This is a genomic window from Lachnoclostridium sp. An169 (genome assembly GCF_002160525.1).
Lineage (GTDB): Bacteria > Bacillota > Clostridia > Lachnospirales > Lachnospiraceae > Mediterraneibacter > Mediterraneibacter cottocaccae.
Genome location: NZ_NFKT01000021.1, coordinates 22,886 through 41,242, shown reverse-complemented (window position 1 = coordinate 41,242; position 18,357 = coordinate 22,886). Strand labels below are relative to the sequence as shown.

At 46.7% G+C, this 18,357-nt stretch carries 18 protein-coding genes and 2 pseudogenes; 16 read left to right on the top strand and 4 right to left on the bottom strand.

What is annotated here, in order from left to right; all coding sequences use genetic code 11:
- Nucleotides 1–320: 320 nt before the first annotated feature.
- The 5 genes and pseudogenes from B5F07_RS14440 to B5F07_RS23710 form a co-directional block, all read left to right on the top strand.
- Nucleotides 321–5,168: pseudogene (locus tag B5F07_RS14440) on the top strand (Eco57I restriction-modification methylase domain-containing protein); the annotation flags it as partial.
- Between the two features lie 130 nt (nucleotides 5,169–5,298).
- Nucleotides 5,299–5,496, top strand: coding sequence for a hypothetical protein (locus B5F07_RS14435; protein WP_087161988.1), 198 nt, complete (start codon nucleotides 5,299–5,301; stop codon nucleotides 5,494–5,496).
- Between the two features lie 218 nt (nucleotides 5,497–5,714).
- The gene (locus B5F07_RS14430) at nucleotides 5,715–6,050 is read left to right on the top strand and encodes a DUF6664 family protein (RefSeq protein WP_087161987.1); all 336 of its coding nucleotides are present in this window, start codon (nucleotides 5,715–5,717) and stop codon (nucleotides 6,048–6,050) included.
- Nucleotides 6,051–6,142: 92 nt separating this feature from the next.
- Complete coding sequence (locus tag B5F07_RS14425; RefSeq protein ID WP_162613138.1) at nucleotides 6,143–7,306, top strand: ImmA/IrrE family metallo-endopeptidase; 1,164 nt, start codon at nucleotides 6,143–6,145, stop codon at nucleotides 7,304–7,306.
- Complete coding sequence (locus B5F07_RS23710) at nucleotides 7,300–7,650, top strand: DUF4411 family protein (protein ID WP_087161985.1); 351 nt, start codon at nucleotides 7,300–7,302, stop codon at nucleotides 7,648–7,650. The genes B5F07_RS14425 and B5F07_RS23710 overlap by 7 nt, the downstream gene beginning before the upstream one ends.
- Here B5F07_RS23710 and B5F07_RS14415 read toward each other — a convergent pair.
- The 3 genes from B5F07_RS14415 to B5F07_RS14405 form a co-directional block, all read right to left on the bottom strand.
- Complete coding sequence (locus B5F07_RS14415) at nucleotides 7,532–8,179, bottom strand: ATP-binding cassette domain-containing protein (RefSeq protein WP_087161984.1); 648 nt, start codon at nucleotides 8,177–8,179, stop codon at nucleotides 7,532–7,534. The two genes, B5F07_RS23710 and B5F07_RS14415, sit on opposite strands and share 119 nt — an antisense overlap.
- 339 nt (nucleotides 8,180–8,518) lie before the next feature.
- Nucleotides 8,519–9,805, bottom strand: coding sequence for a GHKL domain-containing protein (locus B5F07_RS14410; protein ID WP_087161983.1), 1,287 nt, complete (start codon nucleotides 9,803–9,805; stop codon nucleotides 8,519–8,521).
- Nucleotides 9,802–10,521 carry a LytR/AlgR family response regulator transcription factor gene (locus B5F07_RS14405; protein ID WP_087162027.1) on the bottom strand — a complete coding sequence of 240 codons (720 nt, stop codon included), beginning with the start codon at nucleotides 10,519–10,521 and terminating at the stop codon, nucleotides 9,802–9,804. The genes B5F07_RS14410 and B5F07_RS14405 overlap by 4 nt, the downstream gene beginning before the upstream one ends.
- 217 nt (nucleotides 10,522–10,738) lie before the next feature.
- Between B5F07_RS14405 and B5F07_RS14400 the strand changes: the two are divergent.
- The 5 genes and pseudogenes from B5F07_RS14400 to B5F07_RS14380 form a co-directional block, all read left to right on the top strand.
- Nucleotides 10,739–11,068, top strand: a pseudogene (locus B5F07_RS14400) (VirD4-like conjugal transfer protein, CD1115 family); the annotation flags it as partial.
- Nucleotides 11,052–11,393: a glutamyl-tRNA amidotransferase gene (locus B5F07_RS14395; RefSeq protein WP_087161981.1), complete on the top strand. Its 342-nt coding sequence runs from the start codon at nucleotides 11,052–11,054 to the stop codon at nucleotides 11,391–11,393. The pseudogene B5F07_RS14400 and the gene B5F07_RS14395, both read left to right, overlap by 17 nt.
- A gap of 5 nt (nucleotides 11,394–11,398) precedes the next feature.
- Nucleotides 11,399–11,617 carry a hypothetical protein gene (locus B5F07_RS14390; protein ID WP_087162026.1) on the top strand — a complete coding sequence of 73 codons (219 nt, stop codon included), beginning with the start codon at nucleotides 11,399–11,401 and terminating at the stop codon, nucleotides 11,615–11,617.
- 69 nt (nucleotides 11,618–11,686) lie between these two features.
- Nucleotides 11,687–12,523 carry a hypothetical protein gene (locus B5F07_RS14385; RefSeq protein WP_087161980.1) on the top strand — a complete coding sequence of 279 codons (837 nt, stop codon included), beginning with the start codon at nucleotides 11,687–11,689 and terminating at the stop codon, nucleotides 12,521–12,523.
- Nucleotides 12,524–12,539: 16 nt separating this feature from the next.
- Nucleotides 12,540–13,040 (top strand): hypothetical protein, encoded by a 501-nt coding sequence (locus tag B5F07_RS14380; protein ID WP_087161979.1) that lies wholly within the window; start codon nucleotides 12,540–12,542, stop codon nucleotides 13,038–13,040.
- Nucleotides 13,041–13,089: 49 nt separating this feature from the next.
- Here B5F07_RS14380 and B5F07_RS14375 read toward each other — a convergent pair whose 3' ends face one another.
- Entirely contained in the window at nucleotides 13,090–13,470 is a 381-nt protein-coding gene (locus B5F07_RS14375) for a hypothetical protein (protein ID WP_087161978.1), read from the bottom strand.
- 171 nt (nucleotides 13,471–13,641) lie between these two features.
- On the opposite strand from B5F07_RS14375, the gene B5F07_RS14370 reads away from it, so the two are divergent.
- The 6 genes from B5F07_RS14370 to B5F07_RS14345 all read left to right on the top strand — a co-directional run bounded on the left by B5F07_RS14370 (nucleotide 13,642) and on the right by B5F07_RS14345 (nucleotide 18,295).
- Nucleotides 13,642–13,899 (top strand): AbrB/MazE/SpoVT family DNA-binding domain-containing protein, encoded by a 258-nt coding sequence (locus B5F07_RS14370; protein ID WP_087161977.1) that lies wholly within the window; start codon nucleotides 13,642–13,644, stop codon nucleotides 13,897–13,899.
- A gap of 3 nt (nucleotides 13,900–13,902) precedes the next feature.
- Nucleotides 13,903–14,301 (top strand): putative toxin-antitoxin system toxin component, PIN family, encoded by a 399-nt coding sequence (locus B5F07_RS14365; protein ID WP_087161976.1) that lies wholly within the window; start codon nucleotides 13,903–13,905, stop codon nucleotides 14,299–14,301.
- Nucleotides 14,302–14,368: 67 nt separating this feature from the next.
- On the top strand, nucleotides 14,369–14,776 hold the full coding sequence (locus tag B5F07_RS14360; RefSeq protein ID WP_087161975.1) for a PrgI family protein: 408 nt from the start codon (nucleotides 14,369–14,371) through the stop codon (nucleotides 14,774–14,776).
- A complete protein-coding gene (locus B5F07_RS14355; RefSeq protein WP_087161974.1) occupies nucleotides 14,727–17,090 on the top strand; it encodes a VirB4-like conjugal transfer ATPase, CD1110 family in 2,364 nt (787 codons plus the stop codon). The genes B5F07_RS14360 and B5F07_RS14355 overlap by 50 nt, the downstream gene beginning before the upstream one ends.
- Nucleotides 17,091–17,158: 68 nt before the next feature.
- Nucleotides 17,159–17,566 (top strand): DUF6075 family protein, encoded by a 408-nt coding sequence (locus B5F07_RS14350; RefSeq protein ID WP_087161973.1) that lies wholly within the window; start codon nucleotides 17,159–17,161, stop codon nucleotides 17,564–17,566.
- A 12-nt stretch (nucleotides 17,567–17,578) separates the two neighbouring features.
- The gene (locus B5F07_RS14345; RefSeq protein ID WP_087161972.1) at nucleotides 17,579–18,295 is read left to right on the top strand and encodes a DUF6674 family protein; all 717 of its coding nucleotides are present in this window, start codon (nucleotides 17,579–17,581) and stop codon (nucleotides 18,293–18,295) included.
- Nucleotides 18,296–18,357 lie beyond the last annotated feature (62 nt).

Genomic DNA, 18,357 nt, shown 5'->3' with positions numbered 1-18,357 from the left:
TGCGTGACCAGATGTATCCGCTTTTCACAGAGGAAATGCCAAGAGAGGTGTTTGACCGCCGGGTACGGGAAAATCCGGCGAATGATCATCTGAAGGCGGGCAGGAAACCGTCAGAGGAACCAGCCGAAAAAGACAAGGAGGAACCGGCTGCCACACAGGAAATGGCGCAGGAGCAGGAGGACGGATTTACCGGAATAAAACCGGAGGACAATCCTTTTGAAAAGGAACCGGAAGAACTTCTGGAGGATCTGGCCCCGGCATGGACACAGAAGAAACCTGCCGGGAGGGTAAGAGGGTTTGATCCGCACCCGGAGATTCCCCAGGAGAGCCGCAGACAGTATCAGATCACGGATGAGCATTTAGGGGAGGGAACTGAAAAAGAAAAGTTCCGTGCCAACATCATGGCAATCCAGCTATTGAAGAAGTGTGAGGAAGAAAACCGCTTTGCCACGCCCAAGGAACAGGAAATCCTTGCCGGATATGTTGGCTGGGGAGGGTTGTCTGACGCTTTTGATGAGACGAAATCTTCCTGGTCAACGGAATATCTGGAATTAAAGACCGTTCTGACGGAGGAAGAATATACCGCTGCGAGACAGTCTACGCTGACTGCCTTTTATACGCCGCCGGTGGTGGTCAGTGCCATGTATCGGGCTTTGGAGAACATGGGGCTGAAATCCGGAAACATTCTGGAGCCAAGCTGCGGAATAGGAAATTTTATCGGACGAAAGCCGGAGAGTCTGTCTGACTGCAGGGTTTATGGCGTGGAAATTGATAGCATTTCCGCCCGGATTGCACAGCAGCTTTACCAGAAATCCACTATCGTTGCCCAAGGATTTGAGAACGCAGATCTGCCAGACAGTTTTTTTGACGTGGTCATAGGAAATGTACCTTTTGGAAGTTATAAGGTGCTGGACAGGAAATATGATAAGTATAACTTTCTGATCCATGACTATTTTATCGCAAAATCTATCGATAAGACGAGGCCAAAGGGTGTGCTTGCATTGATCACGTCCAACGGGATCAGTGGCGGGACAATGGATAAGCGGGATGACCGGGTGCGGAGATATATCGCCCAGCGGTGCGATCTGTTAGGGGCGATCCGTCTGCCCAATAATGCTTTTCTTGCCAATGCCGGGACAGAGATTAACACGGATATTCTCTTTTTCCAGAAGCGGGAGACACCGAGAGACTTAAATGTGGATCTGCCGGACTGGGTGGAAGTGGAGCGCCTTTATGAAAACGATCATGTAAATGAACAGGGCGAGAGCCGACACCGGGTGGTCAGTATCAATCCCTATTTTCAGCAGCACCCGGAAATGGTACTGGGCGAGCAGGAGATTGTGTCCGGGCCTTATGGCCCCCAGTTGATTTGTAAACCCTATCCGTACAGGGACTTAAATGAACTTCTGGAACAGGCAGTAGAAAACCTTGAGGCGGAGATCACGGATTATGAGGTGGAGGAGCTGGTGGAGGAAGAGGATCATTCGATCCCGGCTGATCCGTCTGTGGCGAATTTTTCCTATACGGTTTATGACGGGAAGATCTATTACCGGGAAAACAGCCGCATGAAACCCGTGGAACTATCCGTGACAGCACAGAACCGTGTGAAAGGTATGATTGCTATCCGGGACTGTACCAGAGAGCTGATCGCCTATCAGACCGAAGGGTATCCGGATGAAGAAATCGAAGAACAGCAGAAAAAGCTGAACCATCTGTATGATCTGTTCCAGAGAAAATATGGCCTGCTGAACTCCAGAGCGAACAGTATGGTGTTTTCTGATGACAGCAGTTATCCCCTTCTCTGTTCCCTTGAGATTGTGGCGGAGGATGGAACGCTGGAGCGGAAAGCGGATATGTTCACAAAGCGAACGATAAAGCCTCACGAAACGGTAACGAGAGTGGATACCGCAAGTGAGGCTTTATCGTTGTCTCTTTCCGAAAAAGCCTGCGTGGATATGGAGTATCTGTGTTCCCTGACAGGGAAAAGCGCCCAAGAAGTGGAACAGGAATTACAGGGCGTGATCTTCCGTCTGCCGGAGTCTGAGGATCTGGAACATCCCCGGTTTGTATCCGAGGACGAATACCTTTCCGGCAACGTGCGCCAGAAACTGCGGGAGGCAAAACGGGCGGCGGAGATCTCCGAGGTGTACCGGAGCAATGTGGAGGCACTGGAAAAAGTACAGCCAAAGGATCTGACCGCTTCTGAGATCAGTGTGCGTCTGGGAGCTACATGGATACCGGAGTCGGATATTGCCGACTTTATGTTTGAACTTTTGCAGACGCCGAACTATTCCCAGTGGAAGATCAAAGTCCATTTCTCCCGGCATACCGGGGAATGGAATATCGAAGGGAAGAGCATTGACCGGGGAAATCCCCGTGCCAATAATACCTATGGCACGAACCGGGTAAACGCCTATAAGATCATAGAGGATACGCTAAATCTGCGGGATACCCGTGTGTTTGATTATGTGGAGGACGAGGAAGGCAAGAGAAAGCCGGTTCTGAATAAAAAGGAAACCGCCATTGCACAGGGAAAACAGGACTTGATTAAGCAGGCATTCCAGGAATGGATCTGGAAAGATCCGGAGCGCAGGCAGAGGCTGACCGCAGATTATAATGAACGATTCAACGCTATCCGGCCACGGGAGTATGACGGGAGCCACCTGCATTTCTATGGCATGAACCCGGAGATTTCTCTGCGGAAACACCAGAAGGACGGAGTGGCCCGGATTATCTATGGCGGGAATACTCTGCTGGCCTATGTGGTAGGGGCGGGAAAAACTTATACAATGGTAGCGGCGGCTATGGAATGTAAACGGCTTGGTCTGTGTAATAAATCTATGGTCGTGGTGCCGAACCACATCATCGAGCAGTTTGCCGCTGAATGGCTGCAGCTCTATCCGGCGGCCAATATTCTGGTGGCAACAAAAAAGGATTTTGAGAAGAAAAACAGGAAAAAGTTCTGTGGGAGAATTGCTATCAGCAATATAGACGCTGTGATCATCGGGCATTCCCAGTTCGAGAAGATCCCATTAAGTGTGGAGCGGCAGGAGCGTATGCTGGAGGAGGAGATTGATGAAATCATGGAGGGGATTGCTGAGGCAAAGAAGATCCAGGGGAGTCGCTTTACGGTCAAGCAGATGGAGCGGACAAAGAAATCACTGGAAACACGTCTGAAAAGGCTCCATGACCAGAGCCGGAAAGACGACATGATTACTTTTGAGGAACTGGGCGTTGACCGTCTGTTTGTAGATGAAGCGGATAATTATAAGAACCTTTATCTGACCACCAAGATGAGAAATGTAGGCGGAATCGCTCAGACCGAGGCGCAGAAATCTTCCGATATGTATATGAAATGCCGCTATCTGGATGAGATTACGGGAGGGAAAGGCGTGATCTTTTCCACTGGAACCCCGGTCAGCAATTCTATGGTGGAACTTTACACTATGCAGCGCTATCTCCAGTATGGCACTTTGGTAGAGAAGAATTTACAGCATTTTGACGCATGGGCGTCCACTTTTGGAGAAACTGTGACCGCACTGGAGATTGCGCCGGAGGGGAATGGATACCGTCTAAAGACACGGTTTGCCCGGTTCTATAACCTGCCGGAACTTCTGCAAATGTTCCAGGAGGTGGCAGATATCCAGACAGCAGATATGCTGAATCTTCCGGTGCCGGAGGCAGAGTACCGGGTAGTAAAGGTGGAGGCTACTGATTTACAGCGGGATATGGTGGAGGAACTGGGAAACCGGGCGGAAAAGGTACGAAACCACCAAGTAAACCCAAGAGAAGATAACATGCTCAAGATTACCAATGACGGAAGGAAACTGGCTCTTGACCAAAGGCTTGCGAATCCGCTTCTGCCGGATGATCCGGGAAGTAAAATCAATGCCTGCGTGGAGGAAATCTATCGTCACTGGGAGGAGGGAAAGGATAAAAAGCTGACGCAGTTGGTATTCTGTGATCAGTCCACACCGAAAACAGACGGTACTTTCAGTGTGTATAACGACATCCGGGATAAGCTGATTGCGAGGGGAATCCCGCCGGAGGAGATTGCCTTTATCCATGACGCCAATACGGATGTGCGGAAGAAAAAACTCTTTTCAAAGGTCAGACGAGGCACTGTCCGTATCCTTATGGGAAGTACGTTTAAGATGGGAGCCGGAACAAACGTGCAGGATCGGATCATAGCCAGTCACGATCTAGACTGCCCGTGGCGTCCTCGGGATCTGGAGCAGAGAGCGGGAAGGACTATCCGGCAGGGAAATCAGAACCCGAAAGTGGAGATCATCCGGTATGTGACAGAGGGAACTTTTGACGCTTATCTCTATCAGACCATTGAGAACAAGCAGAAATATATCAGCCAGATCATGACATCCAAGAACCCGGCCCGGAGCGTGGAGGACATAGATGAAGTGGCTTTGTCCTATGCGGAGATCAAGGCTCTGGCCACAGGAAACCCTTATATTAAGGAAAAGATGGATCTGGATATACAGGTATCCAAGCTGCAGCTTTTAAAGCAGAGCTTTCTGAACCAGAAATATGAGATGGAGGATCAGGTGGCAAAACATCTTCCGGCACGGATCAAAGAACAGGAGACATGGATCACACAGTATGAGGCAGATATTGCCCAGGTTAAAGCACATACGCCGCCGGATCGGGAAACTTTTCCAGTCATGCAGATCGGGGATTACTCTTACACGGAGAAAAAGGAGGCAGGACAGGCAATCATTGACGCCTGTAAAGCCATGAAATCTCCGGAGCCTGTGCCACTGGGGGCTTATCGTGGACTTTCGATGGAGCTGTCCTATTCCTCTGCCAGCAAGGAATTTGTCATTGCTTTACATGGGAAAGGAACCTATAAAGTGCCACTGGGAACGGATATTCATGGAAATATCACAAGACTGGATAACAAGATCAATGAGCTGCCGGACAATCTCTCACGCTGCCGGGAAGTTCTTGAGACCGTAAAATCTCAGTTGGAAACTGCAAAGGTGGAGGCACAAAAGGAGTTCCCGCAGGAAAAGGAACTGGCAGAAAAGGTGGCAAGACTGGGGGAACTGAACGCTCTTCTGGATATGGACAAGAAAGACCACATCGTTATGGAAGAAGAACCGGAAGAAGAGGAAATCGAACCGGAGCGGGAAAAAGCCGCCTGGGTGCGGTAAGAAATGCGGTATCGGGGAACTGATACCGTAATACATAGCCTTAGATACAAATGTGTAAACAATGAAAACGCACAATCGCCAGCGGTCAGAACTTCTGATATAGTGGGCGGGAAGGGAGGAAAAGAAGGCTATGAAGATAGAGAATGTGGATATTTACGATCTACCGATCTGGGCCTGCGCTGTGGTGGACGAGATCAGCGAAACCTGCAAGAATCGGTTGAAGTTGTCTCCGGAATACAGCCGGATTTTAAAAGAGAGTGACGAACTACTATTTAAATATCCGTTTATCTCTAAGTTGATTGACCGGGATAAGATCGAAGAGCGATGAAACTTTCCGTGAAAAAGGCAAAGGCACTGTCAAAATTCCTTGCGCTGGACGCAGACAGGGAAGATTATGAACGAATACAGCTTTATCTTATGGGATGTCAGCATACCATAGAAGTGCTGCAGCTACTGGAACTTTTATAGGAAACAGCGGACTGGATTGTAGAAAGATAGAAAACTGGATATAGTAAGATAAGAAAGCAGATTAGCAGAGCAGAAAGGATGAACAGTTTGGAGAAGACAGACTTTTATGATTTGGTGGAGCGGATTAAAGACAGTTTTATGGAGATCGACAGCGAGATCATGGTGGATTTGAAAAAACAGGATGAAGAGTATGCCGATATGTGCCAGGAACTGGGAGAGATGGAAAGCAGGTATCCGTTTATTCTGGAAGTGACAGAAGGGAGCGGAGCTATCAGCCTTACAGCCAAGGAACATGAGATTGTGAGGCAATACATGAGCAGGATGTTTGAGAAAGAGACGATAGAACGCTGTCAGATTTATTTCCGGGGGCATACGGACGGATATGCGTATCTGAAAGAAATCGGAGTGGTGTAAGGAACTCTGAAAATACCATGAAAAAGTGGTTCACATCTAAAAAAAATTTGCTATAATTACAGTAGAAATATTTGATGGAAGGAGGGTGTACTATGCCGACAGTAAATGTAAATATTCGCCCGGAAATAATAAATTGGGCATTGAGTCAAACTCAGGAAGAAAAGCTTGGCGAAAAGTTAATGAATAATATAAGAAAATGGCTTAACGGTACTAAGACACCGACTTTTAATCAGATAGAAGATTTTAGTAAAAAAAGCAATATCCCGTTAGGATATTTCTTCTTACAAACACCACCAACTGAAGAAATCGGTTTATTAGAATATCGTACAGTAGACAGTATTCAGCTTGCAAATCCTAGCCGCAATTTAATTGATACAGTTCATGAAATGGAAAATATTCAGGACTGGATGAAAGCATACAGGCAGGAAATGGGCTTTGATAAATTGCCTGTAGTAGGGTGTGTAAGCGATAAATTTGATGTAAATCAGATTGCAGATAGAATTCGTACAGATTTAAATATAAGTAAAAATTTGCATGAGAATGTTCAAAATTCGCGGGAGGCATTTGCGTATATTAGAGAACAATTAGAAATATGCGGCGTTGTGGTAATGATGAGTGGTATTGTTGGAAAGAATACGCACCGAGCCTTGGATGTTAATGAATTTAGGGCATTTGCTATGATGGATGAGTGGGCGCCGCTGATATTTATCAATACTGCAGATTCTAATGGTGCAAAATTATTTTCTTTATTACACGAAATAGTTCATATTTGGCTTGGAAAAAGCGATTTGTTTAATGACAGACAAAACCGACTAACAGGCGTGAGTGATACAGAACAGTTATGTAATGCAGTGGCAGGAGAGTTGATTGTATCTAAAGAGATTTTTTTGAAAAAATGGAGTGAACATAAAACTGAGGTATATACAAGGATTTCTGATTTGGCAAAATATTTCCGATGTGGAGAGATTGTTATAGCCAGAAAAGCAATAGATTGTGGCAAAATTAATCAAAAGTCTTATGACCAAGTGGTACAAACAGCTATTGAAAAGTATAAACAAATGAAAGAAAACAAAGATACCAGTGGTGGGAATTATTACAATACAATGGGATCTCGATTAGACGGGTGTTTTGTTAGAGCACTTTGCGAAAGTATTAATATGGGAAGGACTACTTACACAGAGGCTTATCATTTGACTAATACCAGTCGAAAGACATTTTCTGAGATCGCACAGCGTCTTGGAGGTGTAGAATGGTAGAGAAGTTTCTGATTGATTCGAATTCCTTTATGACTCCTTATAGACAGTATTATGCTTTTGATTTAGTTCCTACATTTTGGAAAGAGTTGTCTAAGCGGACGGATTCCGGAAACCTGATTTTACTTGATATGGTAAAAGCAGAAATTGAAAAAGGAAAAGACGAGCTTGCCGACTGGATAAATAATGAGTCAGGGTTCGTGATTTGCAGTCATGTTGCGCCTGAAATCATCGGTAAATATCAAGAAGTTTTACAATATGTTCAAACATGTGGATTATATAAAGAACAGGCATTACAAATATGGGCTGCCAATGATGTGGCAGATACTGCTTATAACCGCCCATAAGCTGGTATAAAAACTCTGTGCTTTGAAAGTCCAGCCCGTTCACGGGTTCGTCCAAAAGCAATAGCTTGGGACGCAGGGCAAACGCTGTGATTAGATAGGCTTTTTTCAGATTTCCGGTGGACAGCTCCTTTAAGAGAACATCGGTATAATCCTCAAAGTGGAAGCCTTTTGCCAGCCCGCTCACATCCGGCAGCGGTACGCCATAAGACGCAGCCACATACGCTAGATATTCCCGGAATGTGAAATACTGAAAAGACCGATCTTCCGCAAAAACAATGTATCGGCTTCGCTTGAATGCCTTATCGCGGAACGCGAACGGCTGACCCTCCCATACTGCGCTGTCCTGATGATAGCCCGGCAGTAAACCGGCAACGGTTTTAATAAATGTTGTCTTACCAGCGCCGTTCAACCCGATCAGCCCGACAACTTCATTTGTCCCCAAATCCAGTGAAAAATCTGAAAGTACGGGATGATTAGCAGTGTACCAGACGCTTAATTTGTTGAGGGAAAGAAGTGTCGTGCTGCTCATATCGCTTACCTCCGATGATCTTTTTCTTTCTTCCAGATGGAATAGGCGGAATACAAAAATACGCCGCCGAGGAAAATATACAGCAGAGCAAACGGAATATTCATAGTGATAAAGCTGTAAATCATACAACAGATAAAAACGATGCCGAGGATCAAACGAAAATAAAAGTGACGCATACAAACAACCTCCTATATTTCTGTATGTCATTGGGTTTCTTGTTTACAATGCAAGCATACACCCAAAGCCCCCTGTGTGCGGGAATGTCCACGAATGGTAGGTTTTTGACCGCGAAAAAAAGGCAGGCAGCTTTTGGCCGCCTACCATTTGTCGAAGCAGGGGTTATGCTGTTTTGACCGGCTGGAAAGACAGGGTGACAACGGATTGGAACACATGGTCTTTGTAATCGGTGCGAATGGTTCCATCGTAGCGATCCGCCGCTGTCTGGACACTTTTCAGTCCCCATCCATGAAAGGCTTTGTCCTTTTTAGAAGTCAGCAGCTTTCCGTTTTCCTGTACGGGCGTGTCACCATATCCATTTTCTACTTTGATAATGAGCATGGCGTTAATCCGCCGGATCGTCAGATTAAGAAAGCGTAAGCCCTCCGGGGCTGTTTTGGCTGCCTCCAAAGCGTTGTCCAGCAGATTTCCTAAAATAGTTGTCAAGTCCACGCTGCGGATATTGGTATTATGGGGATATTCGATATTGACCTTTGTTTTGATCTGCTCTTGCCCGGCCAACGCCATTTTACTGCTGATGAGATAATCAAGGGCTTTGTCACCCGTCCAAACAGTTTGTGAAATTTGCCGGACAGGGGTACGCAAGTCCTCGCAATACCGTACTGCTTCCTTGGTATCACCTTGTATAAGGCACTGGTAAATAGCCTCAATATGATTATGCAAATCGTGATACAGTTTGGCGTTGTCCGCATAAGTACGGCGCAACGCCTGATAATCCCGCTCTACGATTTCCGCCTGCTCCTGTTTTAGTTTTGCAATTTCCGCCTCCATTTCACGCTGCTGGTTGACACGGTAGAACAGGATTGCAAACAGCAATATGATAGACAGAATAATCCATGTGCCTACCTGATCTTCGTTCAGTGGCAGGATGGTTTGCTCTGACAGGGTTACAGCACCAAACATTCCCAAAATGACAAGAACAGACAAAGCCCGAAGTGTCCCTGCGTTTGGATGTTCTTGCTTTACCAGAGTGATCGCCCCAATGAGCATTAAAAGGCGTACCAGCCAGATACCGGCAAGGTATTCCATAGCATTGGGATTGATAAAATTTTCCGAACGGAACATAATGCCTAATCCCGCTTGCAGCAGGAAATCCCATAGCCCTACACCGACTTCATAAAAGAAAATCAGGAACAGGCAAAGGTTTAATTTGTCCCCCAGGCAATACCATGTAACCGCAGTGATTATCAGCAATTCGACAGTCAAAACACCAATCGTCGGCAATCCTGCCATTTGCAGAGCTGTTACCAGAACACCGCCAGCCGCGGACAAAAGCAGTAACATTTTTTTTGGCAGGAAGTTCATCACCTTTGCGACAAGGAAAAGCCCCAAAAACAGGCGCACTTCATTGGTGAAAAAGTAAGAAATCGCTGAAATATACTCCATCATATATGCGCCCCCCAAAACTGATTGATTTTCTGCTTGACCTCCTGTAAGTGGGAACGACTGATGGGTAACTGCTCGCCATTCTTTAGTACAACCATCCCATCGCTGATTTTCATAATCTGAATGATGTTGACAATACAGCCTCGGTCAATAAAGATAAACTCCGGCGTATTCAACTCGTCAAAAACCTGCTGCAAGCTCTTTCGTACCTTTGCAAGCCCGACACTGGACGTAATACTGGCGTTTTTTCCGTCCCGCTGAATATAGAAAATATCTTTATATGGTATCTTTTCCATGCGGCTTGCCGTTTGGATTGTGTACTCTTGACCGGCCTCCAATTCAATCAGCCTGGCGGCATCGGTCACGGCGGCTGCCAGTTTCACTTCCAGATTGTTTTTCGGTACATAACGGAAGATGGACAGTTCAAAGGCATCAATCGCATATTCTGTGTGCGAGGTCACAAAGATAATTTTAACATTCGGAAGAAAGCCTTTAAGCTGCTGCGGGATTTCCATTCCGCTGATCCCCGGCATTTCAATATCTAGCAAAATCAAGTCATAGAAAAATCCATCATCGGTTATGTCATAAAGCAGGTTGCGACTTTGGGTATAGGTTGTTATTTCATAGCCGATACCTTGCGACTGTAAACAGGCTTTAACGATCCTTTCGTGCAGGGCGACGGCTTTTTCTTCATCGTCACATATTGCTATTTTTATCACATTCATCACCACATTTCTTCCTGTGCCAATCTGCTAATGTTTCTGTATTTGTTGGGAACAGCCAAATACTGCCTATATTCATACTTCCGATAACATTTTTTATTATATTTCATTCGCTCAAAGAACACAAGGCAGGAAATGTGAATAGATGTTGAATACGCTGCTATCGAAGAAGGATTTCTTTGATAGCTTTTTTTAATTCATCACTTGACATTGTGGCAAAGAACTGATGACACCGGATGAAGTGCGTATGCTGGACAACCGCTACGCACTTCTTTTTATCCGGGGAGAGCGCCCGGTTATGGACGAGAAATTTGATATTTTAAAACACCCGAACATTGCTCTGACCACGGACGGGAAGGGAAAACCCTACCTGCACGGAGAAGTGACGCAGGCAGTGGCGAGCATTACGTTGGGAGACAGTCTGGAGGGCGAGATCACGGAGGCCCCGCCAGACACAGAAGGCTATGAACTCTTATCCGATGAGGATTTAGAGGAAATATTCAGTAAGAATGAGGAGGACTCAGACAATGAAACAGAGAGATGAGAAAAAAGAAACCCGGAAACTTCCCATGAGCCGCAGAGGAAAGCGGTTCATGGTCATCTATGCGGCGCTGGTACTGATGATGACAGTGGGAGCCACAACTGCATTTGCGGCGGATGATCCTTTGACCGTAATCAATAATCTATCCGAATTTATCTTTGGACTGATCCGTGCCATTGGAATGATCCTGCTGGGATTTGGTATTGTGCAGATCGGCCTGTCATTAAAATCCCATGATCCTTCACAGAGAGCGAATGGATTTTTGACACTGGCTGGAGGTGTGATCATCACGTTTGCAAGGGAAATCTTAACACTGATTACGGGGTAATGAAAATGAAAACGTGTGAATGCTATATCCATTCATTGAAAACAGACGGGAAAAACGTGCTTGCGGAGGCAGCCATTCTGGAACGTCTGGGGGAGAATGATTATCTGGCGGAGTACAACGGTGTGAAATGCCATGCGATATTCAACCCTATTGTGGGAAGATATTATGTGGATGATGTTTACGGTGTAATCCGAAACAAACCGCCGGAACGGGACAGCAGATAATCAGAAACCGGGCAGAGGGGCAGGCCGGAAACGGTCTGTCCTGTTTCTGCCGGAAAGGAGGAATGTGTTTTGAGTGATAACTGGGTGGTTCAGAACCTTCAGAACGCCCTGGACACATGGAACAGCAAACTAGCGGAAATCTGGCAGATCATTACCCAGTCTCCGGAAAATTTCAAAGGGGGAGACATCTGGAACGTGATCGTCAGTATCCACGGTGCGCTGCAGGCAATCGGATACGCCCTTCTGGTTTTGTTTTTCGTAGTAGGCGTAGTAAAGACTTGCGGAAGTTTTACGGAAGTGAAAAAGCCGGAACACGCACTGAAACTGTTCATCCGGTTTGCGTTGGCGAAAGGCGTGGTCACTTACGGGCTAGAACTGATGATGGCACTGTTTCAGATTGTGCAAGGCATAGTCAGCACCATCATGGACGCTGCCGGATTTGGGAGCGCACAGGAGACGGTACTGCCACAGGAGATTATTACCGCAGTGGAGGACTGCGGATTTTTTGAGAGTATTCCTTTGTGGGCGGTCACACTGATCGGAGGCCTGTTTGTCACGGTCTTGAGTTTTATTATGATCATGAGTGTGTACGGGCGGTTTTTCCGGCTGTATCTCTATACCGCAATAGCTCCGGTTCCCCTGTCTACCTTTGCCGGGGAGCCAACACAGAACGTGGGAAAGAGCTTTTTAAAATCCTATGCGGCAGTGTGTCTGGAGGGAGCCATTATCGTACTGGCCTGCATTATCTTCTCCGTGTTTGCGTCATCCCCGCCAGTGGTTGATCCGGAGGCAGCGGCAGTCACAATGGTGTGGAGCTATATAGCGGAACTGATCTTTAACATGCTAGTTCTGGTAGGCGCTGTGAAGATGGCAGACCGTGTAGTACGGGAGATGATGGGGCTGTAAGAAAGGAGGAGAGCCGATGACAGTCAACAGAGAAAAAATATGGCGGGCAGCTAACCGTGCTTTGAAACGGGAAGAGTTCTACCAGGAAAACAGGGAGTGGGGAGAGACAGATAATTATGATCTGATGTATGTACTTGCAAAAGGAAAGCACCCGAATCCAGATCAGATTATTGCGGTTGCGGGTATGCAATGTATTTGTTATCAGTTTTATCCCTATACACGAGATGAGCCCTGTGAGCTTTGGGGCTTTAATTACGAACGGGATCTGTTTAAACTTTTGGAATCCGGCTATGAAATCGTTGGCATGAGTATGGATTGTCATTTTGATGTGTGGAGTACCATTGAAGCATGGCAGGATGAAATCGAGACAGAGAAAGGTATGCAGAAATATCTGAAATATTGCAGGCAGAACCGTATAACGAAAGAAAAGATCGAAACAGAGACAGGGCTTTCCGGTATGATGGATGTAATGACTCTCTATCATCCGGAACGGGTGCCGAAAGAGCCGGAGAGATGAAATCCGGCTGCGGCTGGAGGATAAGAAAAAGACACGGAGCCCCGTGTCTTTAGTTTACTACCTCATTGGTATCTTTGTATCGCATGTTCCCGGTACTGTCGAAGTATACGGTGTCCATAGCGATTCCGTTGTTTCTGGCCCGTCTGACTTGCCAGCTCATATCTTCTCCCAGCGCTTTATAATATCTCCGGTCACGGATGGTGTTTCTTAAGGAAAACAGCCAGCTTATAACAGAGAGGGCGAGCAGTCCATAAAGGATTGCAAATGCAAGCGTCTCATGGGCGGCGGCCCACGGATTCAGAACCGTAGCGGTCAGAAGGAAATAAAGCAGTGGCAGAGTCAGCCTTAATTTTCCCGCTAGACGGAAGATCAGAGATAAAAAGAGCAGGATAGCAGAGATACCAAGAGAGATAAAAACAGTGTATGGCATATCGAAGCCCCCTTTGCAGTTTTTCTTTGAGTATAACAGGAAGAGCAGGGGGAGACAAATGTGCGAATGGCCTATATTTTTCTTGAAATGCTCTTGTAAAAATGGCAGAAAGAGCATATACTATAAGCAAAGGTAAAGAAAGTAAAGAAAACCAAGAAAGGAGTGTGCGCTATGGAGATTGCTAAAATTTCAAGCAAAGGCCAGATCACGATCCCCGTATCTGTTAGGAATCGTCTGCACTTAAATACAGGAGACAAGGTGTTGATTTTAGAAGAAAACGGAAGATTTTATATTGAAAATGCGGCGAATGTAGCTTTTCAGCACGTTGAGGAAGGTTTTCGTGGCGCTGCTGCAGAGGCGGGCTTTAACAGTGAGGATGAAATGCAGGATTATATGAAAGAAATCCGGGAAGAACTCAGGAGGAAATAACCAATGAGAGTTATGCTGGATACAAATATTCTGGTTTCCCTTATCTTTTTCCCATCTGCGGTTACCCGTGATTTTGCACGGAGAGTAGGCTTTGGAAACCGGATCGTACTCTGTGATTATGTGGTGGAAGAACTTCGATTGGTAGTGGAAAGAAAATTTCCGAACCGAAAGAAGATTTTGGAACAGTTCTTCTATGAATTACCCTTTGAGCTGGTCTATACGCCAAAAGAGTTAAATGCGGAAGAATTTCCTTCTGTGAGGGATACCAAGGATTTCCCCATCCTTGCCACAGCGATCATGGAGAATGTAGATGTATTGGTAACTGGGGATAAAGATTTAAGGGTTGTAGAAATTGAATATCCGGAAATCATGACAATGAGCGAGTTCATTGAAAAATATTGATCCGGGAAGAAAATGGGCAATCGGAGACGGTTGCTCTTTTTTATGCTTTTTTGAAGGAGGTCATCATTTGGAGATTAAGATCAACCGGGAAATCCGGGAATATACGGAGGCCATGTATTTTGGCCTGTCACTCCGCCAGTTTATCTGTGCGGTTCTGGCCTGCGGCGTTGCTGTGGGCCTTTATTTTTTGCTCCGCTCGCATATGGGAATGGAAACAGTCAGTTGGGTGTGCATGTTGGGAGCGGCGCCCTTTGCGGCTATCGGTTTTATCAAATACCACGGAATGACCGCAGAGAAATTTTTGTGGGTGTGGATCAAGAGCGAAATCCTCATGCCGAAATATCTGGTATTCCATCCGGAAAATTTGTATTACGAACTGGCAAAGGACGAGATTAGAAAGCAGGAAAAGGAGGCGATGGGAAAGCATGTTAAGAACACTAAAAACCGTCATGCGGCAGGACAAGGAGAAGTTTAAAATCCCGAAGAGCGTACAGCAGGCAATTCCGATCCAGACCATCTGGAAAGACGGGATCTTTCTGGTAGGGAAAAACAAGTATGCGAAGACGTATCGGTTTACGGACATCAACTTTGAGGTGGCGTCCGAGGAAGATAAGAAATCCATGTTTCTGGATTACACAAGTATTCTGAACTTTTTCGACTGCGGGGCTACGACCAAGCTGACGATCATTATCCGCAGACTGAATAAGGAGGAACTGAAAGAGGCGGTCTTTATCCCCATGCAGGAGGACGGGCTGGACAAGTACCGGAAGGAAGTCAATGACATGCTCATGGAAAAGACCGTGGGAGCCAATGGCATGATCCGGGAATTGTATGTGACGATTTCCGTGTACCGGAGGAACGTGGAGGACGCAAGGAACTATTTTCTGCGTACCGGAAACGGGCTGATTTCTCATTTCAGCAACCTGGGTTCTAAGTGCGAGGAACTGGACGCACAGGAAAAACTTCATGTGCTGCACAGTTTCTACCGGGCCGGAGAGGAAAGTCATTTCTCTTTTGATATGAAAACATCAGCAAAACTGGGACACAGCTTTAAAGACCATATCTGCCCGGACACAATGGAATTTGAAAAAGATTATTTTAAAGTAGGGGAGCGATATGGCCGGGTGCTGTATCTGAAGGATTACGCTTCTTATATCTCAGACACTATGGTATCGGAGTTTGCCGACATCAACCAGAACATGATGATCAGCATTGATATTATCCCGATCCCTACAGACGAGGCGGTCAATGAGGCTCAGAACCGTCTGTTGGGTGTGGAGACGAATATCACGAACTGGCAGAGGCGGCAGAACGCCAATCAGAACTTTTCCGCCACAGTTCCCTATGATATGGAATTGCAGAAGGAGGAGAGCCGGGAATTTCTGCGGGATCTGACAACAAGGGATCAGCGGATGATGGTGGCTGTCGTGACTTTAATGCACATGGCCGGGGATAAGAAACAGTTGGACGCAGATACCAGCACGATCCTGTCCGTGGCCAGAAATAAGATGTGCCAGATGGCGGTGCTGAAATTTCAGCAGATGGACGGAATGAATACTGCGCTTCCGATAGGTGTGAGGAAGATCGACAGCATGAGGACGCTGACCACAGAAAGCCTTGGCAGTCTGATCCCCTTCCGGACACAGGAAGTCATGGACAAAGGCGGGATCTACTGCGGAATCAATGCGATCTCCCACAATCTGATCTTGGTAAACCGTGGACTTTTGCTCAATCCGTCCGCTTTTATCTTAGGCGTACCCGGAAGCGGCAAATCCATGTTGACAAAATTATTTGTGTTGTTAATTATTCTCACAACGTCAAAAGATCAGGTGCTGATCTACGATCCGGAAGGGGAATATGAACCTCTGGTGCAGGCGCTGGGCGGCGTGAGCCTGCCGATCTGTGCCGGAAGTGATATTCACTTAAATGCTATGGATATGGTAAAAGGCTATGGCGATAAAAACCCGATTGTGGATAAATCCCAGTTCGTCCTCTCCCTGTATGAACGGATCACGGATGACCGCTATATTATCGGGCCGAAAGAAAAGAGTATCCTTGACCGCTGCGTGGAGCGTGTGTATTCCAGAAAACGCCAGTACGAAATCCCGACCTTTTTCACACTGCGCCGGGTACTGCAGGAGCAGGATGAGCCGGAGGCAAAAGATCTGGCGCTGATGTTGGAACTGTTCACGGACGGTACGCTGAACAACTTTTCCCATCCCACCAACATTGAGACGGAAAACCGTCTGATCAGCTTTAATACACGGGGCATGGTGGAAGATATGAAAGACCTGGGGCAGCTTGTGATCACTGACCATATGATCAACCGGGTATCCCAGAACTGGGAGAACGGTGTGAGAACCCATATCTTTCTGGACGAGTTCCACACGTTGTTGCAGCATAAGTACAGCGCAAATTTTTTCGACAGTGCTTACCGGCGGTTCCGTAAGAGAAACGCATGGACGACCAGTCTGACGCAGAACGTGGAGTATGTGCTGGATTCACTGACCGCAAGGACAATGCTCTCCAACTCGGAATTTATTGTCATGCTGAATCAGTCTGCTTCTGACCGGGAACAGTTGGCAGAACTTCTCCATATTTCCGGGGAACAGATGAAGTATATTACAAATGCCAGAGCCGGAAATGGCCTTGCGAGGATCGGCAGCGCCCTGGTTCCGTTCTATAATCAGATGAGTAAAAATTCTGAGATCTACAAGCTGATGTCCACAAAACCAGAGGATTTTGAGAAAACGTGGGGCAGTCCGGGAGACGGTATTCCAGAGTCATAATACAATCATTTTTAGCAGTCTGTGAGGAAAGAAATTTCCCGCAGGCTGTTTGTATATGGAGGGATCATATGAAAACAATTCGATTTGAATCAAAGGAACACGAAAATTTCTTTTATTCCATGCTCAAGAGAACCGGGAACACAGACAGTTATCATCAGGCGTTTTTCTATTGCGTGGGGATTTCCGATACCACCAGAAGAAACGTGGAGCGGATTTTTGACTTTAAACAGGGGCATATCAAACCAGCGGGCCTGCATGAAGGATGGCAGACAGGCGGTTCCATCCGTCTGACAAGGCTTGCCTTCAATCTCTGGAACGGCTACACAGAGAAGGGAGACGAGCAGATGTCTACTCCGTATGAGATTTTTGACTGCGGGTATGCACCTTACTTTTTTGAGGCGATCCGGCTGAAATATCCGGATTACTGCCGGGAACTGCCTGCCATGAAACCGCAGAACGCACAGAGAGAACGATAGGAGGGAGCGCAGATGGAGACAGCAAGACAGACGGCTTTGATGGAACAGCCGGAGATCGTGGAACTGTTCCGGGTATTGGAAGGAAATGGGCTTAAAAAAGAGCAGAAAGAAGTGGAATCCCTTGTAAAGTATCTGGATGGAATGGAATCCCAGTTTGGACAGGTGCTTGAGGAATTGCGGGATGTGAAGGAACAGTTATCCCAGATCCAGGACGGAGGCGTGAAAGCGTCCGTCCTGCGGATCGCTGAACAGGCACAGGGTAAAGTGCAGGAAGTTGGAGGACAGTTCTATACGGTGCGGAAAAATCTAATCCAGTCCGCAAAAAGTGTTTTGCAGACGTTTAAAGAGAAAGGAAAGGACGCTCTGCAAAAAGCAGTATCAGCTATGAAGATCCCGTCCGTTCTTGCCCGGATACAGGAAAAACTTCACGGAGCGATGGAGAGTATGAACCGGCAGGCGGATAAAATGGAAGTCTTAAGCGGGGAACTCCACGCTGCAGGCGGCCATATCAAAAACGTGGGCAGGATTTTCCGAGGGAAAGAACGGGAGAAAGTAGAACCACAGGCCACAGACAGGGGGATTACAGCAAAGATCCGCAAGTCATTTTTGACGATCAGCGGCAGGCTTTCCAGCATGGAGCAGACCACGGGCAATGTGAGGAAACGTCTGGAACAGTTCGTGCAGAAGGAGGACAAGAAACCATCCGTGAAAGGGGAATTGAAAAATTGAAAGAGGAGAAGAAAATGGTTCCACAGTTGCCGGTTCCGGTCAAACAGCAGGCAAGAGAATAA